Genomic DNA, 20083 nt, shown 5'->3' with positions numbered 1-20083 from the left:
GCGTCAGTTTTTGACTTTGCGAACCAGCCAACCTGTAAGCATAACCAGCACGATCCAGGCCAGCAGCACATAGAGGTAGAGCACCGGAATGCCCCCCACCCGACCATTATGATCAAATACTGCTAGCAACGGGTAATTGAGCAGCACGGCAAACAGCAAACCCAGGAACAGCAGACGCTGCCCGCGGCGATGCTCAGCTTGCTCTTGTGGCGACATGGAAGCCATAGTAGGCGGTTACTTTTGGGATGATACGCTGTGTTAGACAATCACAGATGCACAGCAATAGGATGCGCGTAGAATGTACGCATTCGCTGCTAAAAGCCCCCCAGACGCCAGTTAGGTCTTTACACATAACCTAAAAAGTCCGCCGTGCCACCGGCCCGACGGACTTTTACAAGTTAACAGTGCTGGGCGGCCTGTTATAGATTCTTTAGTGTGTGCTACCGGAGCCCTCCTCCATGAGGCGCACGTTGCGCACATCCTTCATGAGCGCCTGGCCAATAAACCAGCAGATGAGGGCAATACTAACTGGGTATATCAGGCCGGCAAAGCTGCTGTACTCCTTCCAAAGTGTACCCTCAGGCTTACTAGCGGCCCAAAGCGTGAGCGCCGTAGCGATGAAAGGCACAAAGCCACCAAATACACCGTTGCCAATATGATAAGGCAAGGAAAGTGAAGTATAGCGCACCTTGGTGGGGAACAACTCGACCAAGTAGGCCGCAATCGGACCATAGGCCATTGTCACGAATAGCACGAGGCAGAATGTAAGGGCGGTCATAGCCATCAAGTTGGGGCTGAGCGCCTTCATCACGGCCGGAATGGCTTTTCCGGTGGCATCTACGGTAGCAGCAGTCACTTCCGTGAGGGGGCCAGCAAAGGCTTTAAGACCGTAGAAAATCGGAATAGTGAATAAGGCGCCGCACAGCAGTCCCATCATAATAATTTTCTTACGGCCGATGCGGTCGGAAAGGCTTCCAAAATACACGAAGAATGGCGTAGCGAGCAGCAAGGCCGCGCACAGCACAATACTGGCGTCTACTAGGTCAAGCTTCAACACGTTTTGCATGAAGGAATAGGCGTAGAATTGACCCGTGTACCATACTACACCTTGGCCCATAGTAGCGCCAAACAGCGAAATGAGCACCAAACGGCGGTTTACGGGGTTCACGAACGACTCGCGTAAGGGGCTCTTGCTGGTTTTGCCTTCGGCTTTGGCCTTCGCAAAAAGCGGCGACTCGTGGAGCTTGCGGCGGATGTAGTAAGAGGCAATTACCAAGGCACCGGAGAGGAGAAACGGAATGCGCCACCCCCACTCTTTGAAGGCTTCTTCGCCCAAGCTCTTGCGGGTAATGATAATAACCAGAATGCTCAAAAACAGACCCGCGGTGGCCGTAATCTGGATGAAAGAAGTGAAGTAGCCCCGCCGGTTATCGGGCGAGTGCTCGGCCACATAGGTGGTAGCACCGCCATATTCGCCCCCCAGGGCCAAACCTTGCAGCAAGCGCAGCAGCGTAACAATAATAGGGGCGGCAACCCCGATCTTGTCGTAGCTTGGAATGAGGCCGGTGATGAATGTGGCGCCCCCCATGATCAGCAGCGTGAGCAGGAAGGTGTACTTCCGGCCAATCATATCACCAATACGCCCGAAGAACACTGCCCCGAAAGGGCGCACAATAAAGCCTGCTCCAAACACAGCCAGCGTACCCAGAATGGTGTCCTCAATCTTACCCGTAGTACCAAACAGCACCGGACCGATAATGGCGGCCAGAGAACCGAAAATGTAGAAATCGTACCATTCGATGACGGTGCCTACGGAGGAGGCCGTAATAACCTGCCAGATTTTACTTTCCGATACCGCGTTGTTATCGTGTTCTACAGGCGCATCCGCGACAGCGCCATAGCCGGGATTTACAGTATTTTCCATGCCGATGGGAGTTTTTTATGTTGTGGAGTATGGGGAGGAGTTTTAAGGGCAAGCGCGTGCTGGTCAAGCACCAGGGCAAACCGAGTATTACAAGGATACCTGGGTCTGGAGCGTAATTTCAGGGCGATAATTCAGGTTGTTGATGTCGGTAAAGTCGGGGCGGGCGCGGTAGTTGAGCGTGAACTTGGCGTTGTGGCCGTCGATGTAAAAATTGGCCCCCGCATCGAAAATATTGACGTTCCGGGTTTCTCCGTTGTTGCGGCGCAGGCCCTCATAGTTGGCCAGTAAGTGCGAGGCATAAGGCTGCACGCGCAGTTTGGGGCCAAGCAGGCTTTTGGGCAGCAGATAGCCAGCTTGCAGGTAGCCTACATTGCCGGTGCCGGAGTGGGGCACGGCATTGCCACGGCGAGCATCGGTGCCGTAGCCAGGATTAGAAGCTCCAATAAACCGCACATGGTTGGGGCCCATGTTATAGTTGTAGTATACCCCGTAAAGTGTGAAAGCAGTGCCAGTTTCCTTATTGATGGGGGTATCAAAAAACACATCAGCCGAGAACAGGGCGATATCGCTTTTAGTCGTTTGAATGCTATTAGGATCGGCAATCTGGGCGCCATTTACGATGCTGCTCGTGGGGCGCGATACCATACCATCATTGTTGTAAAAGAAGCCTGCTCCAATGTTAAATACCCGCTTGGTGCCTAGGTAGGTACCCACGTTGAAGGGCAACAGGTTGGCTTCCTGCTCCAGAAACTCATAGCTAAAATAGCCCTGGTAGACATGGTCAGTACCCTGGGGGTTGTATTGGGCGGTGTTGGTGCCGGTATTCACGGCAGTAGCGCCCGTGCCTACTGTTGTGCCCAGGCCAAGCGGTGTGCTGAGTGCGCCGGTTTGGTTTGTCAGGAACGACTCGTTCACCGAAAGTACATAGTCGAGCTTACCAATTCGGCCCTTGCCATATACCCCAATACCCCGCACAAATTGATCAATGGCTTCAATCACCGGCCAGTTGGTGAGCGGCGCATCCAGTGTGAGGTAATTGATGGTACTGGAGCGCGTCATGCGCGACAGGCCATTCTGGTAGTGCATGCCGGCCCCCAGATTGAGGTATTTGTTCACCTTATACTCTACTACCGCCTCGTGCACAAATAGCTGCGGTTTTTTACCGTCGGTAGCCGGGGCCACGCCGCCGCTCACGGCTGTTTGGTTGTTGATACCGATGTGGGTGTAGACCAAAAACCGCGGATTCAGCTGCGACAGCACGATAAAGCGCGAGCGGCGAAGGGCAAAGTCAATCTGGTCGCTCTGGGGCTTGTTGGGCGCGCGCAGGGTGCCGGTGTTATTCTCCGTGTAGCGCGTCCAGACTTGGTGCCAGGTGATGAAACGCAGGTACTTAGAGCCATCAGGCGATAAGGGCACTTTCATGCCGGCCCCGTAAGGCACAGACTCTGTGGCCGTGGGGGTAGGTGGAGCGGGTGCCGGCGCTGCTGGCGGTGGGGCGGGTTGTCCTCCGACGGGTGGGGGCTGCACCTGGGCTGAAGCTCCAGCGGCGGATAATAGGGCACTGATGGCCAACGCGTAACGGGCGGTTCGCATAGGATCTTGGATGGGTAAGAAGTGTGGGAACATCTACCCGAAACCAGAGCGATTCTCCGGTTCGGCCCAACCAAGTAGGAAAATCCTTGCAGCGAAAGCACACCCTTGCTATACTTCCGCTAACTACTATAGCTTTATACGCTTTTGAACCGCTCCCAGCGGATCATCATATACTTATCACCTAGTTCCGTAACCACTAGCCCCGCTCCTTTCAGCTGCTGCGGATCCTGAAAAAACTCCGCCAGCTCCTTCTGATTCAATATTTTATACGTCGGGTGATAATCGGTTTGGCGGGGGCTTTTACACCGTATTTTTTCACCCAGTTCATTACGCTCACGTGGCTTACACCCAGCAAGCGCTCTATCTCACGGTAGCTGACACCCTCCACGTACAGTTGAAGCGCTTTTATAACATAGTACGAATTGATTTCTCGGCCCACCTTAGCCACCGAAAAATGGTAGCCACAATTCTTGCACTTATAACGCTGTCTGCCACCTACAACGCCACTTTTTGTTGCTTCGGTGGTATCGCACTTGGGGCAGGAGGGCTTGGTCATGGGGGGCAATTTTCGAGTGTAAAGCCTTGAAGCTATACCTATTTAGTAAAGATATAGCAGATTAGCTAATTATATAAAAACAGACCTATTCCGGCATATCCGAAATCTGCTCGCAACCGACTCATAACCAGTATAGCATCATGAAGCAGGTTGGTGCTTACGCCTCAACCAGTGCCGCCAATACAGCATCTACGGCCAAGCTCAGGCGGCGCAGATCGAGACGGTCCAGAGTATCGGTAGGCTCATGGTAATGCTTATTGCGGTAGAACGCGGTGTCAGTAACCAGCACGGCAGAATAGCCAAACTGCCAGTAGTTGAGGTGGTCAGAAAAGTCGATGCCGGGTAGCCAGGCCGGCGCTTTAAACCGCTTAACAGGCAAAGCGGCTTCCTGGCGACAGCGCCGCGCAAACTGCCGCCCAAAGCTTCCATTTCCGAATTTCTGGGCTACGGTGAGGTAATTGCCGCGGGTGCCATAGATAAGGCTCAGCAGGCCAACAGGGTAATCTTGGGAGCCTTTGCGGTCGTCGTAGTAGCCAAGGGTTTCCAGTGCCACCATCCCGCGTACGGTCACACCCTGATCGTGCAGTGATTTGGCGTGGACATAGCTACCCATGTTTTTGGTGCGGAAAAAGGGCGGCTCCTCCAAGGTATACGCCACCAAATCAACGCGATAGGAAAGTTGCGGCTGCTGACCCAACAGGCGCGCCAGCTCCAATAGCGCAGCTACGCCGGAGCCGTTGTCGTCGGCGCCGGGCTGGTCGCCGCACACATCGTAGTGAGCACCCACAATGAGGCGTGGCCCATCAACAGGGCCGAAGGAGCCGATGACGTTGCGATAAATTTGCCCTCCCACTTCATAGGGCTGGTCGCTGAGGCGAGCCCCGGCACTGTGCAACTGTTGGTTAATATAAGCGGCCACGGTATCGAGCACCGCTACCTGCTGATAATTGCGCGGTTGGGGTGTAGCCGTTAGGTATGTGAGGTGCTGGCGCAGGCGCACGGAGTCGGCGGTATCGAAGCCACTGGCGTACAATGTGCTCAACAATAAATAAGTGAGCAAAGACAATCGTAAATGCATAAACTGCGCAGGTATTAGCTAAACCTTGTTCGTTGTGAAGTTATCTATTAGCCGTTCTTCCCTTCGAACAACGGCCTTAATCCTAGTTATTGTACTATATGTGCATGCAGAAGCAAGTGAGCCATTATTAATGATGCTTCAACTGTTTGCGTCGCTAATTCTACTGTTCATTTATTTTTTGATTCCGGTATTTTGGATTTCGAATGCATCTATAATTACCCGTCGAATTCTTGGTTCAACCGCGGTTTTGTCCTTTCTCATTTTTCCCATAATGATACCTGTATGGCAATGGCAAGACACAACAACCAAGCGAAGGGCTGACACGATCATTCAGCAGTTAACTATCTACCAAAAGCAGCACGGTCATTACCCTGATTCGCTGGAGCAACTGGTGCCGCAGCAGCTGACGAAGGTTCCATCCACAGCCAAAGGATTACTACATGGTAGGCCATTCATTTATAAAATTCACTTTCATCAGCCCGATTCGGCGAATGCTTTAGCTAATCAGAACTACTCTATTCAGTACTATTCGGGCACAATGGTAGAAGCCAGCTATGACAGTAGAAGCCGCAAATGGCACTATGATGATTGATGAGGGTATTTACAGGCGAAACCTTCTACCCTTTCAGGACCAGTCGAGCCTTCTCGGGAGCTACACCAATAGTGGCAATGGCCCCGGCATTAAACTGCAAAAAGTCGCTTTCCACGCCGTCGGAGAAAATTACGCCATTGGTGGGCATGAAGGATTCAACCACCAGCGGAGCTGCCTCATGAAGAATCCCAGCTACAAGACTGGATTGGGTCCGCTTACTTTGAAAGGCCTCTCGTACCACAAATAGCAGTTCCTTATCACCTAAGGCTGGTGGCGACGAGCGTTTCTGATCAGAATCCACAAAGCGCGTCATGCCGGTGGTCATATTAAAAATCGAGCTAAGCCAACCCGTGGAGCCCGATTTAGTTGACACAATTATGCCTGAGGAGGAATGATTTTCTTCTGCTCCCTGGTAAGCTATCCGATAGCGCGCTGACACATGCGAGGCGGCCCCAATAAATAAGTCGTTGAATGCCAGCAGGCGTTGCCCATCGTTTAGGCGTGCCTCCGCCAGCGACGCTTCCCGCACCCGAAACTGGTTGGACATTACTCGCTCTACGGCGGGCATAAAATCCTGGGGCGTGAAGGGCAGCAACACGCCGTCGTAACGCTCCTGATCAGGGTTTATGGCGATGATGGGGATGCCATTGACGTATTTGGCGGTATTAGCTACTAGCCCATCTTGGCCGACCACCACTACCACTTGCTTCTTATTAAAAAGAAAGGAAGGTAGGTAGGTACGCTCGACAATCTTATTCTTGATAACCGACGACAACTGACGCTGCACCAGCGCAAACGACTCCTGAAAACGGTCATTTTCACTCTCGTATTCCTCAAATTGCCCCCCAAGGCTCTCGATATAGAACTTAGCCTGAGCCTTGGTATTGAACCGCTCAATGAGCAGTTCCAATCGAGTTTTGTTTCTTACCAGAATAGCGTAATCAAAGCTCATCGCCGGCCTTCAGGTTTATCGGTCAGGATGGAATCCAGCAAGTCCGGCGAGATATTCAGATTGCCGATTTTGCCGGCATTCTCGGCCAATTCGCGGAAAGCCAGGGCAATGTTAAACTTGGGGTCGGGGTTGTTGCTCAGGGCTACCAGCAGCTTCCAATCCATCTCTTTGTAGGGGCGCAGGGTGGTTTCGAGCACGTAGCCGCGGGTTTCGGCCTCCTTGCGCTGGTTTTCCGCATTTTGCGCGATGAGCAGCTTCCGTTGCTCTTCAACTGAAATATCAGCCTGCACTTTCATTTCGCGCAACTTGCGGTTGCTTTCGGCCTTCTGCATTTCGCCTTCAATCTTCTTTTCGGCAATCTGCTTGTTCTTCTCTTCTACCGCAATTTCGGTATTCAACTCACTTTCCCGGATTTTACGCTCCTGTTCCACGGCAAAGTTGCGCCGCTCAAAAATCGCCTGATCGGCTTCCTGCTGGAGCTTTTCGCGAGTTTCTGTCTCTAGTGCCCGCCCCATTTCTGGGGTTGCCTTCACGGCCAAGATGTTAATGCTCAGCACTTCTATTCCTAGCAGCAGAATAGCTTTAGAAGCTGCCAGTCCTTCCAGTATGTTTACCTCAATGGCCTTGGCCGCGCGCATGGCATCTTTAAGGCCTAAGCTGTGCACAAACGTGGCCGTCGCGGTCTGAGCCTCATTGATGATGCGCTGGTGCAGCTTTTCTAGGTCGTTTTTCTTGTACACGCCTCGGCTATCCACGGTGAAGTCGAGTACTTCGGCTAGCTGTTTTGGGCTGCCCGTTTTATAAGTGATTTGCCCCTGAATAGAAACCGTTTGGTAATCGTGGGTAGTCTCGTTGAAAATAAAGGGCAAGTCATTGCTACCCATCGGAATAGCTACGACAGAGCTATTCGGGGCAAAATAATAAAAGGATAAGCCCCGACCCTCTCTAGCTATGCGACCATTCTTGTAATGAATGGCATAGGTCATCGAATCGAATTGAATGTGGTTTATTCCAAACATAGAGGATAAGTTGAAAGGAGACTCGACAGTAAAAGTATCTACACTTCGTGGCCTATCAGCCTTTTTCATGCCTAATATTCATTGTCCGATTTACTTGTTTTAGGCTTGACCAGTGGCCTCACTATTCTTCCAACTCCAGAAATGGAGGCGGTACCGCTTCCGTGAGCCAAACCCCATTCGCCGAAAGGTAAAAAAGCCCCCCAGCCCAGTGCAACCGGCCCGCCTGCACGATGAGCACCACCGGCTTACCATGCCGGCGCCCGACCGCTTCAGCCGTTTCAGCATCCGCGGACAGATGCACGTGCTGACGGCTGCCGCTCCGCAGTCCGTCTTTTCGAATAGAATCCAGAAACCGCGTGGCGGTGCCGTGGTAAAGTAGCTCGGGTGGGGCCACGGCGGCTAGCGCCAAATCTACAGCCACGGAATGCCCTTGATTGGCCCGTATCTTCGTACCATCGGTGGATAAGCTGAACCGTTGCTTATCATTGGTAGCTACCACGTTGTGGAGTTGTTCTAGTTTTGCTTCATGTCCACGGGCGTGTAGCGCACGAAGCAGTTCGGCTACGTCTACCCAACCTTGAGCATCAAGTTGTAAACCGAATTCTTCCGGCTTATGCCGAAGCACGTAACTCAGCTTCTTACTCAGTTGTTGATTTTGCATAGCACGGGCGATAGATCATCTTCGCGGCTTGAAAGTACAAACACAGCACCTCACGCATTCCCCAATTCTAATGTCGTTTCCCTCCTTTCGCACTATCGACCCAGCTACCATTAAGCCCAGCGAGCTGCACCCGTTTTTGGTGGGGGCCGTGGCCCCACGCCCTGTCGCTTTTGCCAGCACCGTGGATGCGGAAGGAAACGTGAACTTAAGCCCCTACAGCTTTTTCAACTGCTTCGGCTCCAACCCGCCCATCCTGGTGTTCTCTCCAGCCAATCGGGTGCGCGACAACTCGCAGAAGCATACTCTGCAAAACGTGCGCGAGGTGGCCGAGGTCGTCATTCATATTTGCGACTACGCCATGGTCGAGCAGATGTCGCTGGCCAGCACGGAGTATGAAAAGGGCGTGAATGAATTCGTAAAAGCCGGTTTTACGCAGGTGCCGAGCCAGAAAGTGAAGCCGCCGCGCGTGGCCGAAGCGCCGGCAGCTTTCGAGTGCGTGGTAGAGCAGGTGATTGAGCTAGGACAAAACAACGGCGCCGGCAACCTAGTCGTTTGTCGAGTGGTGCTGGCGCATTTCCGGGAGGATATCCTGCTCCCAAGCGGCAGCGGCATCGACCCTTTCAAGCTCGACGCCATTGCCCGCCTCGGCGGCGACTGGTACTGCCGCGCATCGGGCAGCAGCCTGTTTGAGGTGCCCAAGCCCAACCGCAACATGGGCATCGGCATTGACCAATTGCCGGAGCATATCCGCAACAGCAACCTGCTAACCGGCAACAACCTGGGACGCCTAGGCAATATAGAAGCCACTGCGCTGCCTACGGCGGCGGAAATCGAAGCCTTCCGCCACGACCCGTTGGTAGCTTATACGCTCAGCAAATACGAAAAAGCCCCCCAGGAGCAGCGTCAGCAATTGGAGCTGCTGGGGAAAAAATTACTGGAAGAAGGCCGACTAGTAGACGCGTGGAAAACGTTGCTTCTTGCTCAACCAGCATAGAATCAGGTATCTATAGTGGCCGGACCATCTCGAACAATGGCAGTGGCATTAGCTCCCACTGCATTGCTTCCAGAAGCGAGTACAGCGGCCCGCTAGCCAGCATTGAAATTACCAGTGGTTTTTCTGGAAAAGCAGCTTCTACGGCGTGCAACAGCTCACGCGCTCGCCCTTGCCGCCGATACTCGGGCCGTACCAGCACGGTCTGCAATAGTGTACGATTAGCATCCTGGCGCAGCATCACGTACGCCTTTTCATCCAGCTGAAACGCCCGAGAAGGCGCAGCGACTCCCATCAGCGTCGCGGGCGCGTACATCCATGAGATATTCGGCTCACCTTCCAGCAGTACAAGTCGGGCTAGTTCTGCGGGATCTATTTCCTGTAGTTCTCGGCTATCCGCTGGGGGGCTTTTTGGATTGGGTACATACCGAAAGCTGAATAACTCGCGCTCATTGCGAAACCCCAGCCGCTCATAGAGGCGGCGTGCCGGCTCGTTGGCCGCGAATACTTCCAGCAGCATCGAACGGTCGCCGCGGGCGGTAGCTTCCTCAATTGCTGCCTGCAGCATCTGCCGGCCGTAGTGTTTGCCCCGAGCTTCCCGCACCAGGCCCATGGCCGCCACGCGGCTCGTCCAGCCACGCCGAGCAATAAGTACCACTCCGACTAACTCTTCGCCCTGAAACCACAGCTTGCTGGCTTCGGCATCGAGATGCTCGCCCCGAAAACGCCGCTCGAAGCTAGCCGGCGTGAATACCATGGGCACCATATACTCTTCAAAAGAGCGATTCATGGCGTCGGTTACCTGTATGGGCGTAAACTCAAGTACAGGACGGGCAATGAGTTCTGCTTCAGTAGATTCCATTGGAGGGAACTGTGTAGCGATGATGTATGCAATTAATAAATCTGAGCGAGCTTGTGCTCAGGGCACCTACTTTTTCTGATAAACAGAGCACGATTATCGACACAAAAAAGGCCATATCGTGTTAGAAATGGCCTTTTTTGCAAGCGAAATTCGTACTCTTAGTTACGCACGGCAATCATCAGCCCAAGCTCCTTATAGCGCATATTGAATTTCTTCGCGATGGCCGAGTTAGTCAGGGAGCCTTTATAGATGTAGACACCCGCACGGAAATGCTCATTGGCGAACAATACTTCATTCACGCCACCGTGCTGGCTGATTTCCTGGAGGATGGGCGTAAAAATGTTGCTTAATGCGCCCGTAGCGGTGCGCGGCACGCGGGAGGCTACATTCGGTACGCAATAATGCACAACGTCGTATTTGCGAAAAACCGGCTTGCTGTGGCTGGTCATTTCCGAAGTCTCGAAGCAGCCGCCCTGGTCGATACTGACATCAATAATAACGGAGCCTGGCGCCATGGTGGCCACGACGCTTTCGGGCACCATGAACGGAATGCGGCCCTCTTCTACATTTAGGGCGCCAATCACCACATCGGCGCGGCGGATTTGCTGATTCAACACGTAGGTATCCAACGTACTGGTATACAGCTGAGTACCCAGGTTTTGCTTTAGGCGGCGCAGCTTGTAGATGTGGTTATCGAACACCTTCACTTCCGCGCCCAGGCCAGTCGCGGCGCGCGCGGCATACTCAGCTACGGTACCCGCGCCCAAAATGACCACCTGTGACGGCGGCACGCCGGTAATGCCCCCAGAATAATGCCTTTGCCTTCGTTAGAGCGAGCCAAGTATTCAGCGGCAATGAGCATGACGGTAGAGCCGGCAATTTCGCTCATGGCACGCACTACCGGCCTGGCACCTGATGGGTCTTTAATCAACTCAAACGCAATAGCATTAATCTTTTTGCGGGTGAGGGAAGTGACGTAATCACCGGTGAGCGAGCCAAATTGCAGGGCCGAAATCAAGGTTTGGCCGGCCCGCATCAAATTAATCTCATCGGTGGTGGGCGGAGCTACTTTCAGGATAATGTCGGCCTCGTACACCTCCTTTTGGGAGTAGGCGATGGTAGCGCCCGCCTCCGAGAATTCGTGGTCGGAGTATTTGCTGGGCTCGCCGGCCCCGCTTTCGAGCACAATTTCGTGGCCTTCGTTGATAAGGTGCTTCACGGCCTCCGGAGTCAGGCCCAGGCGATTTTCCTGTAACGACGACTCGCGAGGCAAGCCAATAAAGAGCTTGCGGCGACGCGTTTCCACCGCCAGCATCGATTCCTGCGTGAAATAGGCACGGCTCGTAGCCAGCGACTCGAATCCTGGGGGTACTGCTTCCTGCATTATGGCAAGTAAAAATGTTTACCGAAAGACGATGAAGTAAGGCGGACTGATTGAATAGAACTGACTTAAAAACAGACTGGATTTTGCTTCAACTCTGCTTTTTAACTCATCGTTTTTAATTGAAGAACGCGTGCTTCTTCGCCGGTGACCGTGAGCGTGACGAGTAGATGGCGCAAGGGCAAAAGGTCGGCTACTCGGCTTGGCCATTCTATCAGGCAAAGATAGCCAGAATCGAAGTACTCAAGCGCACCCATGGCTAAAGCTTCGGCCGAATTGTCGAGCCTGTAAAAGTCGAAGTGATAGATGGGCTTATCCTGGGCGTCGCGGTATTCGTTTACCAAGGAAAAAGTGGGGCTGCTTACTTCAGCGGCCGGCACGCCCAGGGTTTCGCAAAGTGCCTTAATTAGAGTGGTTTTGCCCGCTCCCATCTCACCCTCAAATAAGATAATGGTGTGGTCGCGGAGGGCTGCTCGCAACTGCGCGGCGGCGGCAGGCAAGTGAGCGAGGGATGAAACGGCTATTTCGGTTTCGGTAATTGCCATAGCGCAGGACGTGAGCTCTTTATTTCAAAATCTGATAAATCTGTACGTGCTCGTCTTTGTGTACGCGTGGATTAAGCGCGTGCAGCACCTGGTCGTAGGGCGAAGGAGTGATGGTGTGCTCCAGCTTCAGGCGCGGAAACAGCATGCGCAGTCGGTCGAGGCGGCGGTTGATGTCCTTCTCTCCCACCAACAACAGGTAATTAGGCTGGCGTTGCGTCGTATTCAGCTCGCGGGTGAGCCTCTCCAGCGGCATCTCGTCGTTAAGCGCGTAGGTCATCACGAAGTTAGTCGGCAGGGGGTGCTGCTGCTGGTAGCGCCGCCACACGCCGCTGGAATCGGGAATGAAGGCGCTGGCTTCGGCTCCCATTCGACCCAGATAAAACACAGGGGGCATTTTGGTACCATGGGGCCCAAAATCGAGCACCAAGCCACGCAAATCACTTTTTTGCGACAGATACACCATCGGCTCGACGCGGCTTTTTTTAGAATACGTTAGCGCTAAGGCCAGTGCCACAATTCCATTCAGTACCCAAAAAAACCGCCAGCTATTCGCCAGCAATCGTGGGTGACGGTGCCAGAAACCAGCGCCGGCCACGTACCGTTCCCACCCTATCACGCCCAGAATTATGAGCAGCGGAAACAGCGGGAGAATAAACCGTTCCTGCTTATTTGGAAACAAAGAATGGGCGACAAAAAACAGCACTCCCCCCCAGAAGAGCAACGGAGCCAGCCGCCGGGTGCGGGCGTAGCCAAACACCAGAAAGACGCTGATTGGCGGCACCAGAAAACCCAGAACCGTAAGAGCAAAGCGGTAAACGGGGCCCGTGCTATACTGAAAGGCGCCTTTCGAATTGAAAAGGAAATAAGCCACCAGCGAGTGCATGGGATAATCAAACAGAACGCCGTCGATGGTGCCCTGAACCAGTCCAACCACGCCGATGAAGCCGAGTGTGAGCCACGCAACCGCTTTCCACTGCTGCCGAAACACCAGCACCGCGCTGGCGCCCATCAGAAATAAAGCCGTGTGATAGCGAAACAGAAACGATACGCCAAATAAAGCGCCAGCCAACAGAAAGTGGCGCGCCTGGAGCCGCTCGCGGTAGCGCACCAGCACATAAAAGCCCCCAGATAAGGCGGAATGCACACCATCTCGACCAAATTGCGTACGCTCATAAAAGGCATAAACCAGAGCACCGCCAGCAACAGACCCGCCCGGCGAGCATAAGTTTCGCCCGCTAGCTGCTCGGTGATTTTATAGCCCAGGTACACTGTAAGCAAAGAGTAAACTCCGTGCAGGAGGCGTACAAGAGTCATTTTGGCGTCAGGATTGGTAAAGCCGACTGCGTCGAGAAGCCAAAAAAGACCGTAGTGCAGCCCCGTATAAGTCATGCTGTGGCGCGGGGGCAGGGGCTGATGCAGCCAAGTGGTAAGGCCGTATACCCAATCCTGTGCGATACTGATTACGTCGAAATGGTCATCGTGAAAAGCGTAGCCCTTGGAGAAAAACGCTGCCAGCACCCGCAGGCCCAGTGCCAGCAATAAGATAGTGCGCAGCGGCGGCAGATACTCTCGGTGCCCGCGAACTTGCGCAGCGGGTTGAGGAGAAAGGGTAAGCGGGTCGGGCATACAACAGACGGACGTTAGGCTGAGGCCCTGACGCGGACCGGCGGGTTGAAACGGGCGCAAGTTCAACAATTCCTATGGGCCAACAGTTAGCTTTAGCGAATTTTGGATGCGGGTTGCGGCGCTGTCGGTAACCGGTTTCAACTTTCCGGCTACCAACCGGCTGTTATATTTAACCAAAAAATGCCCCCCATGACTGTATCCAAGATGGCCGGTAGCTTGATCGGCTCTGAAATCATAAAAATCGGCAACGAGGTAAGCGAGATGATTAAGAAGGGTGCAGCCATCTGCAACCTGACCATTGGCGACTTCGACCCCGCTATTTTCCCCATTCCGGCAGAGCTGCGCGACGAGATCACGCAGGCCTATGCAGACGGGCAAACGAACTACCCGCCGGCCAATGGTGTAGCCGACCTGCGCATCGCCGCCGCCGATTTTGTGCAACAGCGCCTCGGACTAAGCTATTCCCCCGCCGATGTGCTGGTAGCTGGTGGCTCGCGCCCGCTTATCTACGCCACCTATCGGGCGCTGCTGGACCCCGGCGACAAAGTGGTGTTTCCGGTGCCTTCGTGGAATAATAACCACTACTGCCACTTGGTTAGTGCAGAGGCGGTGATGGTGGAAACCAACCCGGCTCATGATTTTATGCCAACGGCCGCCGAAATTGCCCCCCACCTGCCCGGCGCCACGCTGCTGGCGCTATGCTCACCGCTTAACCCAACCGGGACTGTGTTCGCCCGTGCCGATCTGGAAGCCATCTGCGACTTGGTAATAGCCGAAAATAAGCGCCGGGGCCCCAATGAAAAGCCGCTCTATGTTCTGTATGATCAGATTTATTGGATGCTCACCTTCGGCACCGCGCAGCACTTCGACCCCGTAAACCTACGTTCGGAGCTTCGCGACTACGTGATCTATATTGATGGTATTTCTAAGTGCCTCGCCGCTACGGGCGTGCGGGTAGGATATGCCTTTGGCCCGAGTGGAGTTATCGACAAGATGAAGTCCATTCTGGGCCATGTGGGTGCGTGGGCTCCTAAGGCTGAGCAGGTTGCCACGGCGCACTACTTGCCCAACACCGCAGCCGTTGACACTTTTACGGCCGCATTCAAGCAGAAAATTCAGCGTAGCCTCGATACGCTCTACCAAGGATTTCAGGATTTGAAAGCCTCGGGCCTTCCGGTTGACGCCATTGCTCCAGCGGGGGCCATTTATCTTACCGCACGACTCGATGTGCTCGGCAAGACCACGCCGACGGGACAGTTGCTGGCCACCACCCGCGACCTCACCTCTTATCTGATTGCTGAGGCCGGATTAGCCTTGGTGCCCTTCAGTGCTTTTGGCACCGCCGACACTTCGCCTTGGTTTCGCCTCTCTGTAGGTGGCGCTTCGCTGGAGTCGATTGAGGGTGCGTTACCCCGACTGCGGGCGGCCCTCACAGAATTAAAATAGTCAGCAAAGGGCGGTTTGGAAGCAATAGGTTCACTTTTCAGCGTTTCTCCCATTCCTCCGATTCCTTAATCCTCCCGCAAATTCTTAGATTGACAAAATTTTTAACTGTTGGTTGCACTTGCGAAAGCGTAATCAATGGTGAAAAATTGTCCTGCTTACGCCACTCCATCCTTTGTGCGGCCATTCATTCCGGCATACCGCAAAGGTCTGCTCCACTTCGGCGCCGCAACAGCGCCGCTCACGATGCCCTCTTAACTACGCTCTAGCCCACATCTATCCCAACCCACAATTTAGCCCTGCTCCCCCTTATATAGTCTTTATGCAAAGTGCTTTACCTACTTCGGCCGCGGGCCGACTAGGTTATTTGCTTATCCTGCTCCTCCTGACCTCTCAATTGGTGTATGCGCAAACCGGGTCTGGCCTGAGTAGCGTTACAGGTCGGGTGCAAAATGCAGTTGGAGGTGTACCCATACAATTCGCCAACGTAACGCTGCACCGGGCGGCCGACTCTGTGGCTGTCAAAACAGAGTTCAGTGATGCCCAGGGGGCTTTCCGGCTGGAGCAGGCAGTGGGGGGGCTTTTTTGGTTTCCGTCACTCAGGTTGGCTTCACCCGTTATTGGAGTCCGACCTTCGAGTTGACTGCTGGGGGGCAAAATTTAGCCGACATCGTCCTGCAAGCCAGTGAAGCTACCCAACTCAAGGAGGTAACCGTTGTAAAGCAAAAGCCTCTGTATGAGCGTTTGGCCGACCGTACGATAGTGAATGTGGAGAGCTCAACGCTGGCAGCCGGCAGTACTTCGCTGGATGTACTGACGCGCGCTCCGGGCATAACAGTGGGCAGCAATGATAACCTGGCGCTACGTGGCCGCGGAGGCCTGCTGGTTTTGATTGATGGCAAGCGCCAGCCCATGACCGGCTTCGAACTATCGGACTACCTGCGTGCGTTGCCCGCTGAGCAGCTCAGCAGTATCGAACTCATTACTAATCCTCCTGCCAAGTACGATGCGCAGGGTGGAGCCGGTATTATTGCTATCAATCTTAAAAAAGATCAGCGGCAAGGCACAAATGGTACTGCAAATGCCGCCTATGGCCGCGGCCAGTATGGCAAATTCACCACAGGCCTCACCCTAAATCATCGGCAAAAGAAAATTAATGCTTTCGGATCGTATGCGTACGCAGATCGGGAAAACTTCCAAAAACTTACTTTCGACCGTTTCTTCTACGACGCAGTAGTACTACAAAGTAGCAGCATCCAACGCAACAATGGCCGCAGTCACTTACAGTCGCACACCTGGCGGGGTGGGCTCGATTATTCCATCTCCAAACGCACAGTTGTAGGAGTAGTGGTGGGTGGCTTGGATAGCCGCTTTCCAGGTTTTGCCACCAATAGAACGCTGTTGTTTGACGCCCAAAGTCAGCCACTGCCCACGTACCGCTCCACCATCAATCGGCGGCCCTATAACCCGAGCATCACGAGCAATCTGAATTTCAGACATTCATTTGCCGACTCCAGCGGCGCTCCTACACTCTCGGTTGATATTGACTACGACCGCTTCAATCGCTATGCTGATCAGGAACTGACTACTTTCTTTAGCGAGCCCGGTCGATCGGCGGTCATATTGGATGGTGATCAGGCAGGCAACCTGACCATTCAGTCGGTAAAGGCCGACTACACACGCAGCCTACGCCGAACTACGCGCTTGGAAGCAGGCTTCAAAGCCACCCTGATTGAATCTGATAATAACTTGGTATTCGAGGATATTATAGACGGAATACGAACGCCGAATCTGAATTTCAGCAACCATTTTCGCTATGAAGAAAACATCAATGCAGGCTATGTGACTCTCACGCGCACTCTGCCGAAGCTTACAATTTCGGCTGGATTGCGGGGGGAGCAAACGAATGTGGAAGGTCAGCAGGCGATAGGCAACGAAGGCTTCGACCGCAACTATTTTCAGCTCTTTCCTAGTGCCAGCGTCCAGCGCAAGCTTTCAGACAAGCACGAGTTGAGCCTCTCCCTCAGCCGCCGAATCAATCGGCCCACGTACAACCAGCTCAACCCATTCCGATCTTACGTAGATGCCACCTCTTACCGCACCGGCAACCCCTATTTACGGCCTGAAACCAGTTATAATATTGAACTCACGCATACTTTCAAGGAGAAGTTTAGCGCCGCGCTAACATATAGCATCACCGATCTGCCGATCATTAATGTGGTTCAGCCAGCAGTTGAAGGCGGCTTTTTTGTCGTGAACCGAGACATCAATCTTCGTACGCTCCAGTATTACTCCTTAACCTTGACAGCTCCCTTAGAGCCAACTAAATGGTGGAGCGTCTACAACAACCTCTTATTGTACTACAACCACTTTGAAGGAAAAGTGGCCGAAACAATGCCCCCAGCACTTGGGTAACAGTGAATGTAAGCAGCAATAGCACATTTAGCTTCGGCCATGGCTGGACGGCTGACCTCAGTGGCACGTATTTGGCGCCGGAGCGCTACGGATATGAGCGCCTGCGAGCCCGCGGGCAGATAGGAGTCGGCCTCCAGAAGCAACTCTGGGCCAATAAGGCGACCGTGAAGCTGAGCGCAACCGACCTCCTCTATACGAGCCCCGTTCGCTCCACCTATGCCTACGCCAACTTTGAGGATACTTTCTTTAATCGGCAGGATACACGGGTCATGACGCTATCGTTTACTTACCGCTTTGGCAACGATAAGCTTGCCCCTATACGGAGGCGGCAGAGTGGAGCCGAAGACGAAAAGCGCCGCGCTCAGTAATTTCCCTACATTAAAGTCAAGTCCAATACTTTTTGATTAACGGTCCAATGCAGAGAGATAGCCTCTAATTCTGCGTTGGACCTATCTTTTTTATGTGCTATTCGATGGTTATTTAAACTTATATAACTATTTTATTATCAGCATCTTACTTTAATAAATCGATATTATTGTCAATAACATTATGTTTTATCAACTTTAACTGCAATCCATCTAAAGAAAAAATTATAAAAAATTGCCAAAAATTTGGATTGTCAATCGTAGCTATTGTATGTTTGAATGATATTATTGAATATAAATTACATGAAGGGATATACAATAGTTGATTGGAGTGCTATTAAAGTAGTTATTTTCGATGTCGATGGTACTCTATATACACAGTCGCGGCTCAGGAAGCGAATGTTTTATGCGTTGATTAAGCACTACGCCTTAAGGCCTTGGCAAGCAAAGGATCTGATGATTCTGCAGCGTTTTAGAGTTGAGCGCGAGAAGCGTGCTGGATATGCCGGTGGAAACTTGGAAAAGGCCCAATACGAATGGTGTGTTGAGAAAGGAGGCTACTCACCGTTAAAGGTCAGACAAGTAGTGGAGCAATGGATGTTCACCTTCCCCAATCCATACCTAGCACAATGCACGTATCCTGGAACGCATAGCTTTTTTGCTAAACTCAAGAGTAAAGGAATTAAGGTTGCTATCTACTCTGATTATAAAGCACACGATAAGATGCTCGCGATGGGTCTCGAAGCTGACCTTATCGTTAGCTCAACCGATCCTGAAATAGATCGACTCAAGCCAGACCCAACCGGGCTACTTTACATCGCTAAGAAGCTTCAGGTACTACCAGAGCAATGCCTATTTATTGGCGATAGACAAGAAATGGATGGTGAATGCGCCATAAGAGCTGGTATGCCATACCTCATCCTAGATAAGAAACCCTTCAATAAATTTAATTTTTATCAACAGCTCGAACATACCCTCACCGTCCCTATCACTGCCTAGCAACAACCGTTATGAGTAACACACTATCCGTGCCTTCAGAGAGCACCGCTACAAAAGACCAAGCCACAATTCCTGCAGGCCTAAGGGATTACGTAGCTATAGCCCGTCCCGACAACTGGGCGAAAAACGTTTTCATGGTACCGGGAATGCTTTTCGCGGTAATAGTATTTGCCCCCCAGATCACTACTACCTTGTTATTAAAAGTAATAATGGGAGTAGCAAGCACATGCCTTATTGCCTCGGCCAATTACGTTATCAACGAGTACCTCGACGCTGAATTTGATAAGTTTCACCCCTTAAAGAAGGCCAGAACATCGGTAGTCAAGGTGGTAAATCCAGCTATCGTCTACTCCGAGTGGTTTCTACTGGCCGTTGTGGGCTTAAGTCTCGGATACCTCATTTCGATTCCATTTATGGTGGTATCGGCCTTCCTGCTCTTCATGGGCATCATGTACAACGTCCGCCCCATCCGTACGAAAGAGCGTGTTTATCTGGACGTTTTGTCCGAATCAGTAAATAACCCCATTCGATTTGTACTAGGCTGGTTTATAGTCGCTCCCGCTCTATCGTTACACGATTTCACTCCCCTATCTTTCTTTAGTGCCCTTCCGGCTACCAGTATTATCGTCGCCTACTGGATGGGGGGCGCATTCCTGATGGCTACGAAACGCTTCGCCGAATATCGCCTCATCGATAATCCTGAGCTAGCTGGCCTTTATCGGAAGTCCTTTAAGTATTATACCGAGCATAGCCTGCTTATTTCTATGTTCTTTTATGCGCTTACATCAGCGTTCTTCCTAGGTATTTTTCTGGTAAAAAACAGAGTGGAGCTGCTCGTTAGCTTCCCCTTCTTTGCGCTCTTGTTTTCCTGGTACTTACGTATTGGCCTCCTGGAAGACTCGCCGGTTCAGGGCTCAGAAAAGCTTTATACCCGCAAGTGGTTTATGCTCTATGTGGTATTGTTCTGTATTCTGCTAACAGGCTTGATGTTCGTAGATATTCCCTGGCTACACCAGCTTTTACAGGATCATTATAATCTCAACAACCGGTAGATACTCCTCCCTGGTTTATTAGGCCCTCC

At 52.6% G+C, this 20083-nt stretch carries 21 protein-coding genes and 1 pseudogene; 8 read left to right on the top strand and 14 right to left on the bottom strand.

The annotated features are described in order from the left end of the window. Positions 1–3: 3 nt before the first annotated feature. The 6 genes from G7064_RS00660 to G7064_RS00640 form a co-directional block, all read right to left on the bottom strand. Positions 4–216, bottom strand: a complete 213-nt coding sequence (locus G7064_RS00660; RefSeq protein ID WP_133274682.1) for a hypothetical protein — start codon at positions 214–216, stop codon at positions 4–6. A gap of 214 nt (positions 217–430) precedes the next feature. Next, complete coding sequence (locus G7064_RS00655; RefSeq protein ID WP_166072039.1) at positions 431–1924, bottom strand: MFS transporter; 1494 nt, start codon at positions 1922–1924, stop codon at positions 431–433. 87 nt (positions 1925–2011) lie between these two features. After that, complete coding sequence (locus tag G7064_RS00650) at positions 2012–3517, bottom strand: hypothetical protein (RefSeq protein ID WP_240731386.1); 1506 nt, start codon at positions 3515–3517, stop codon at positions 2012–2014. 134 nt (positions 3518–3651) lie between these two features. Continuing rightward, entirely contained in the window at positions 3652–3777 is a 126-nt protein-coding gene (locus G7064_RS22640; protein WP_262888634.1) for a hypothetical protein, read from the bottom strand. Beyond that, a complete protein-coding gene (locus G7064_RS00645; protein WP_166072038.1) occupies positions 3774–4073 on the bottom strand; it encodes a terminase gpP N-terminus-related DNA-binding protein in 300 nt (99 codons plus the stop codon). The genes G7064_RS22640 and G7064_RS00645 overlap by 4 nt, the downstream gene beginning before the upstream one ends. 157 nt (positions 4074–4230) lie before the next feature. Continuing rightward, positions 4231–5151 (bottom strand): M28 family peptidase, encoded by a 921-nt coding sequence (locus tag G7064_RS00640; protein WP_166072037.1) that lies wholly within the window; start codon positions 5149–5151, stop codon positions 4231–4233. 271 nt (positions 5152–5422) lie between these two features. On the opposite strand from G7064_RS00640, the gene G7064_RS00635 reads away from it, so the two are divergent. Beyond that, the gene (locus G7064_RS00635) at positions 5423–5743 is read left to right on the top strand and encodes a hypothetical protein (RefSeq protein WP_166072036.1); all 321 of its coding nucleotides are present in this window, start codon (positions 5423–5425) and stop codon (positions 5741–5743) included. 25 nt (positions 5744–5768) lie between these two features. Here the strand turns inward: G7064_RS00635 and G7064_RS00630 are convergent, their stop codons facing one another. From G7064_RS00630 to G7064_RS00620, 3 genes are all read right to left on the bottom strand, one after another. Then, positions 5769–6695: an NAD(+)/NADH kinase gene (locus G7064_RS00630; RefSeq protein ID WP_166072035.1), complete on the bottom strand. Its 927-nt coding sequence runs from the start codon at positions 6693–6695 to the stop codon at positions 5769–5771. Continuing rightward, entirely contained in the window at positions 6692–7714 is a 1023-nt protein-coding gene (locus tag G7064_RS00625) for an SPFH domain-containing protein (protein ID WP_133273081.1), read from the bottom strand. Before G7064_RS00625 ends, G7064_RS00630 begins: the two co-directional genes overlap by 4 nt. A gap of 121 nt (positions 7715–7835) precedes the next feature. Beyond that, positions 7836–8375 carry an RNA 2'-phosphotransferase gene (locus G7064_RS00620; RefSeq protein ID WP_166072034.1) on the bottom strand — a complete coding sequence of 180 codons (540 nt, stop codon included), beginning with the start codon at positions 8373–8375 and terminating at the stop codon, positions 7836–7838. A 70-nt stretch (positions 8376–8445) separates the two neighbouring features. Here G7064_RS00620 and G7064_RS00615 point away from each other — a divergent pair, with 70 nt between their 5' ends. Next, the gene (locus G7064_RS00615; protein WP_166072033.1) at positions 8446–9369 is read left to right on the top strand and encodes a flavin reductase family protein; all 924 of its coding nucleotides are present in this window, start codon (positions 8446–8448) and stop codon (positions 9367–9369) included. Between the two features lie 10 nt (positions 9370–9379). Here the strand turns inward: G7064_RS00615 and G7064_RS00610 are convergent, their stop codons facing one another. The 5 genes and pseudogenes from G7064_RS00610 to G7064_RS22635 form a co-directional block, all read right to left on the bottom strand. Then, entirely contained in the window at positions 9380–10228 is an 849-nt protein-coding gene (locus G7064_RS00610) for a GNAT family N-acetyltransferase (protein WP_166072032.1), read from the bottom strand. 158 nt (positions 10229–10386) lie between these two features. After that, positions 10387–11612, bottom strand: a pseudogene (locus G7064_RS00605) (alanine dehydrogenase). A 101-nt stretch (positions 11613–11713) separates the two neighbouring features. After that, on the bottom strand, positions 11714–12154 hold the full coding sequence (tsaE, locus tag G7064_RS00600) for a tRNA (adenosine(37)-N6)-threonylcarbamoyltransferase complex ATPase subunit type 1 TsaE (RefSeq protein WP_166072031.1): 441 nt from the start codon (positions 12152–12154) through the stop codon (positions 11714–11716). A gap of 19 nt (positions 12155–12173) precedes the next feature. Further along, positions 12174–13262 (bottom strand): hypothetical protein, encoded by a 1089-nt coding sequence (locus tag G7064_RS00595; RefSeq protein WP_262888653.1) that lies wholly within the window; start codon positions 13260–13262, stop codon positions 12174–12176. Further along, entirely contained in the window at positions 13163–13780 is a 618-nt protein-coding gene (locus G7064_RS22635) for a hypothetical protein (RefSeq protein ID WP_262888633.1), read from the bottom strand. Before G7064_RS22635 ends, G7064_RS00595 begins: the two co-directional genes overlap by 100 nt. 189 nt (positions 13781–13969) lie before the next feature. Here G7064_RS22635 and G7064_RS00590 point away from each other — a divergent pair, with 189 nt between their 5' ends. The 6 genes from G7064_RS00590 to G7064_RS00575 all read left to right on the top strand — a co-directional run bounded on the left by G7064_RS00590 (position 13970) and on the right by G7064_RS00575 (position 20054). Continuing rightward, positions 13970–15226: a pyridoxal phosphate-dependent aminotransferase gene (locus tag G7064_RS00590; RefSeq protein ID WP_166072030.1), complete on the top strand. Its 1257-nt coding sequence runs from the start codon at positions 13970–13972 to the stop codon at positions 15224–15226. Positions 15227–15545: 319 nt separating this feature from the next. Then, entirely contained in the window at positions 15546–15866 is a 321-nt protein-coding gene (locus G7064_RS22040) for a hypothetical protein (RefSeq protein WP_240935630.1), read from the top strand. Then, entirely contained in the window at positions 15809–17638 is a 1830-nt protein-coding gene (locus tag G7064_RS00585) for a TonB-dependent receptor domain-containing protein (RefSeq protein ID WP_262888632.1), read from the top strand. Before G7064_RS22040 ends, G7064_RS00585 begins: the two co-directional genes overlap by 58 nt. Positions 17639–17640: 2 nt before the next feature. Further along, a complete protein-coding gene (locus tag G7064_RS22630; protein ID WP_262888631.1) occupies positions 17641–18006 on the top strand; it encodes an outer membrane beta-barrel family protein in 366 nt (121 codons plus the stop codon). 300 nt (positions 18007–18306) lie between these two features. Beyond that, the gene (locus tag G7064_RS00580) at positions 18307–19002 is read left to right on the top strand and encodes an HAD family hydrolase (RefSeq protein WP_166072029.1); all 696 of its coding nucleotides are present in this window, start codon (positions 18307–18309) and stop codon (positions 19000–19002) included. Between the two features lie 146 nt (positions 19003–19148). Continuing rightward, entirely contained in the window at positions 19149–20054 is a 906-nt protein-coding gene (locus G7064_RS00575; protein ID WP_240935629.1) for a UbiA family prenyltransferase, read from the top strand. The last annotated feature ends 29 nt before the right edge of the window (positions 20055–20083 follow it).

The sequence above is a fragment of the Hymenobacter sp. HDW8 genome, assembly GCF_011305775.1.
In the GTDB taxonomy this organism is placed as follows: domain Bacteria; phylum Bacteroidota; class Bacteroidia; order Cytophagales; family Hymenobacteraceae; genus Hymenobacter; species Hymenobacter radiodurans.
The sequence above is the reverse complement of the archived record's forward strand: the minus strand, read 5'-3'. Positions and strand labels throughout refer to the sequence as shown.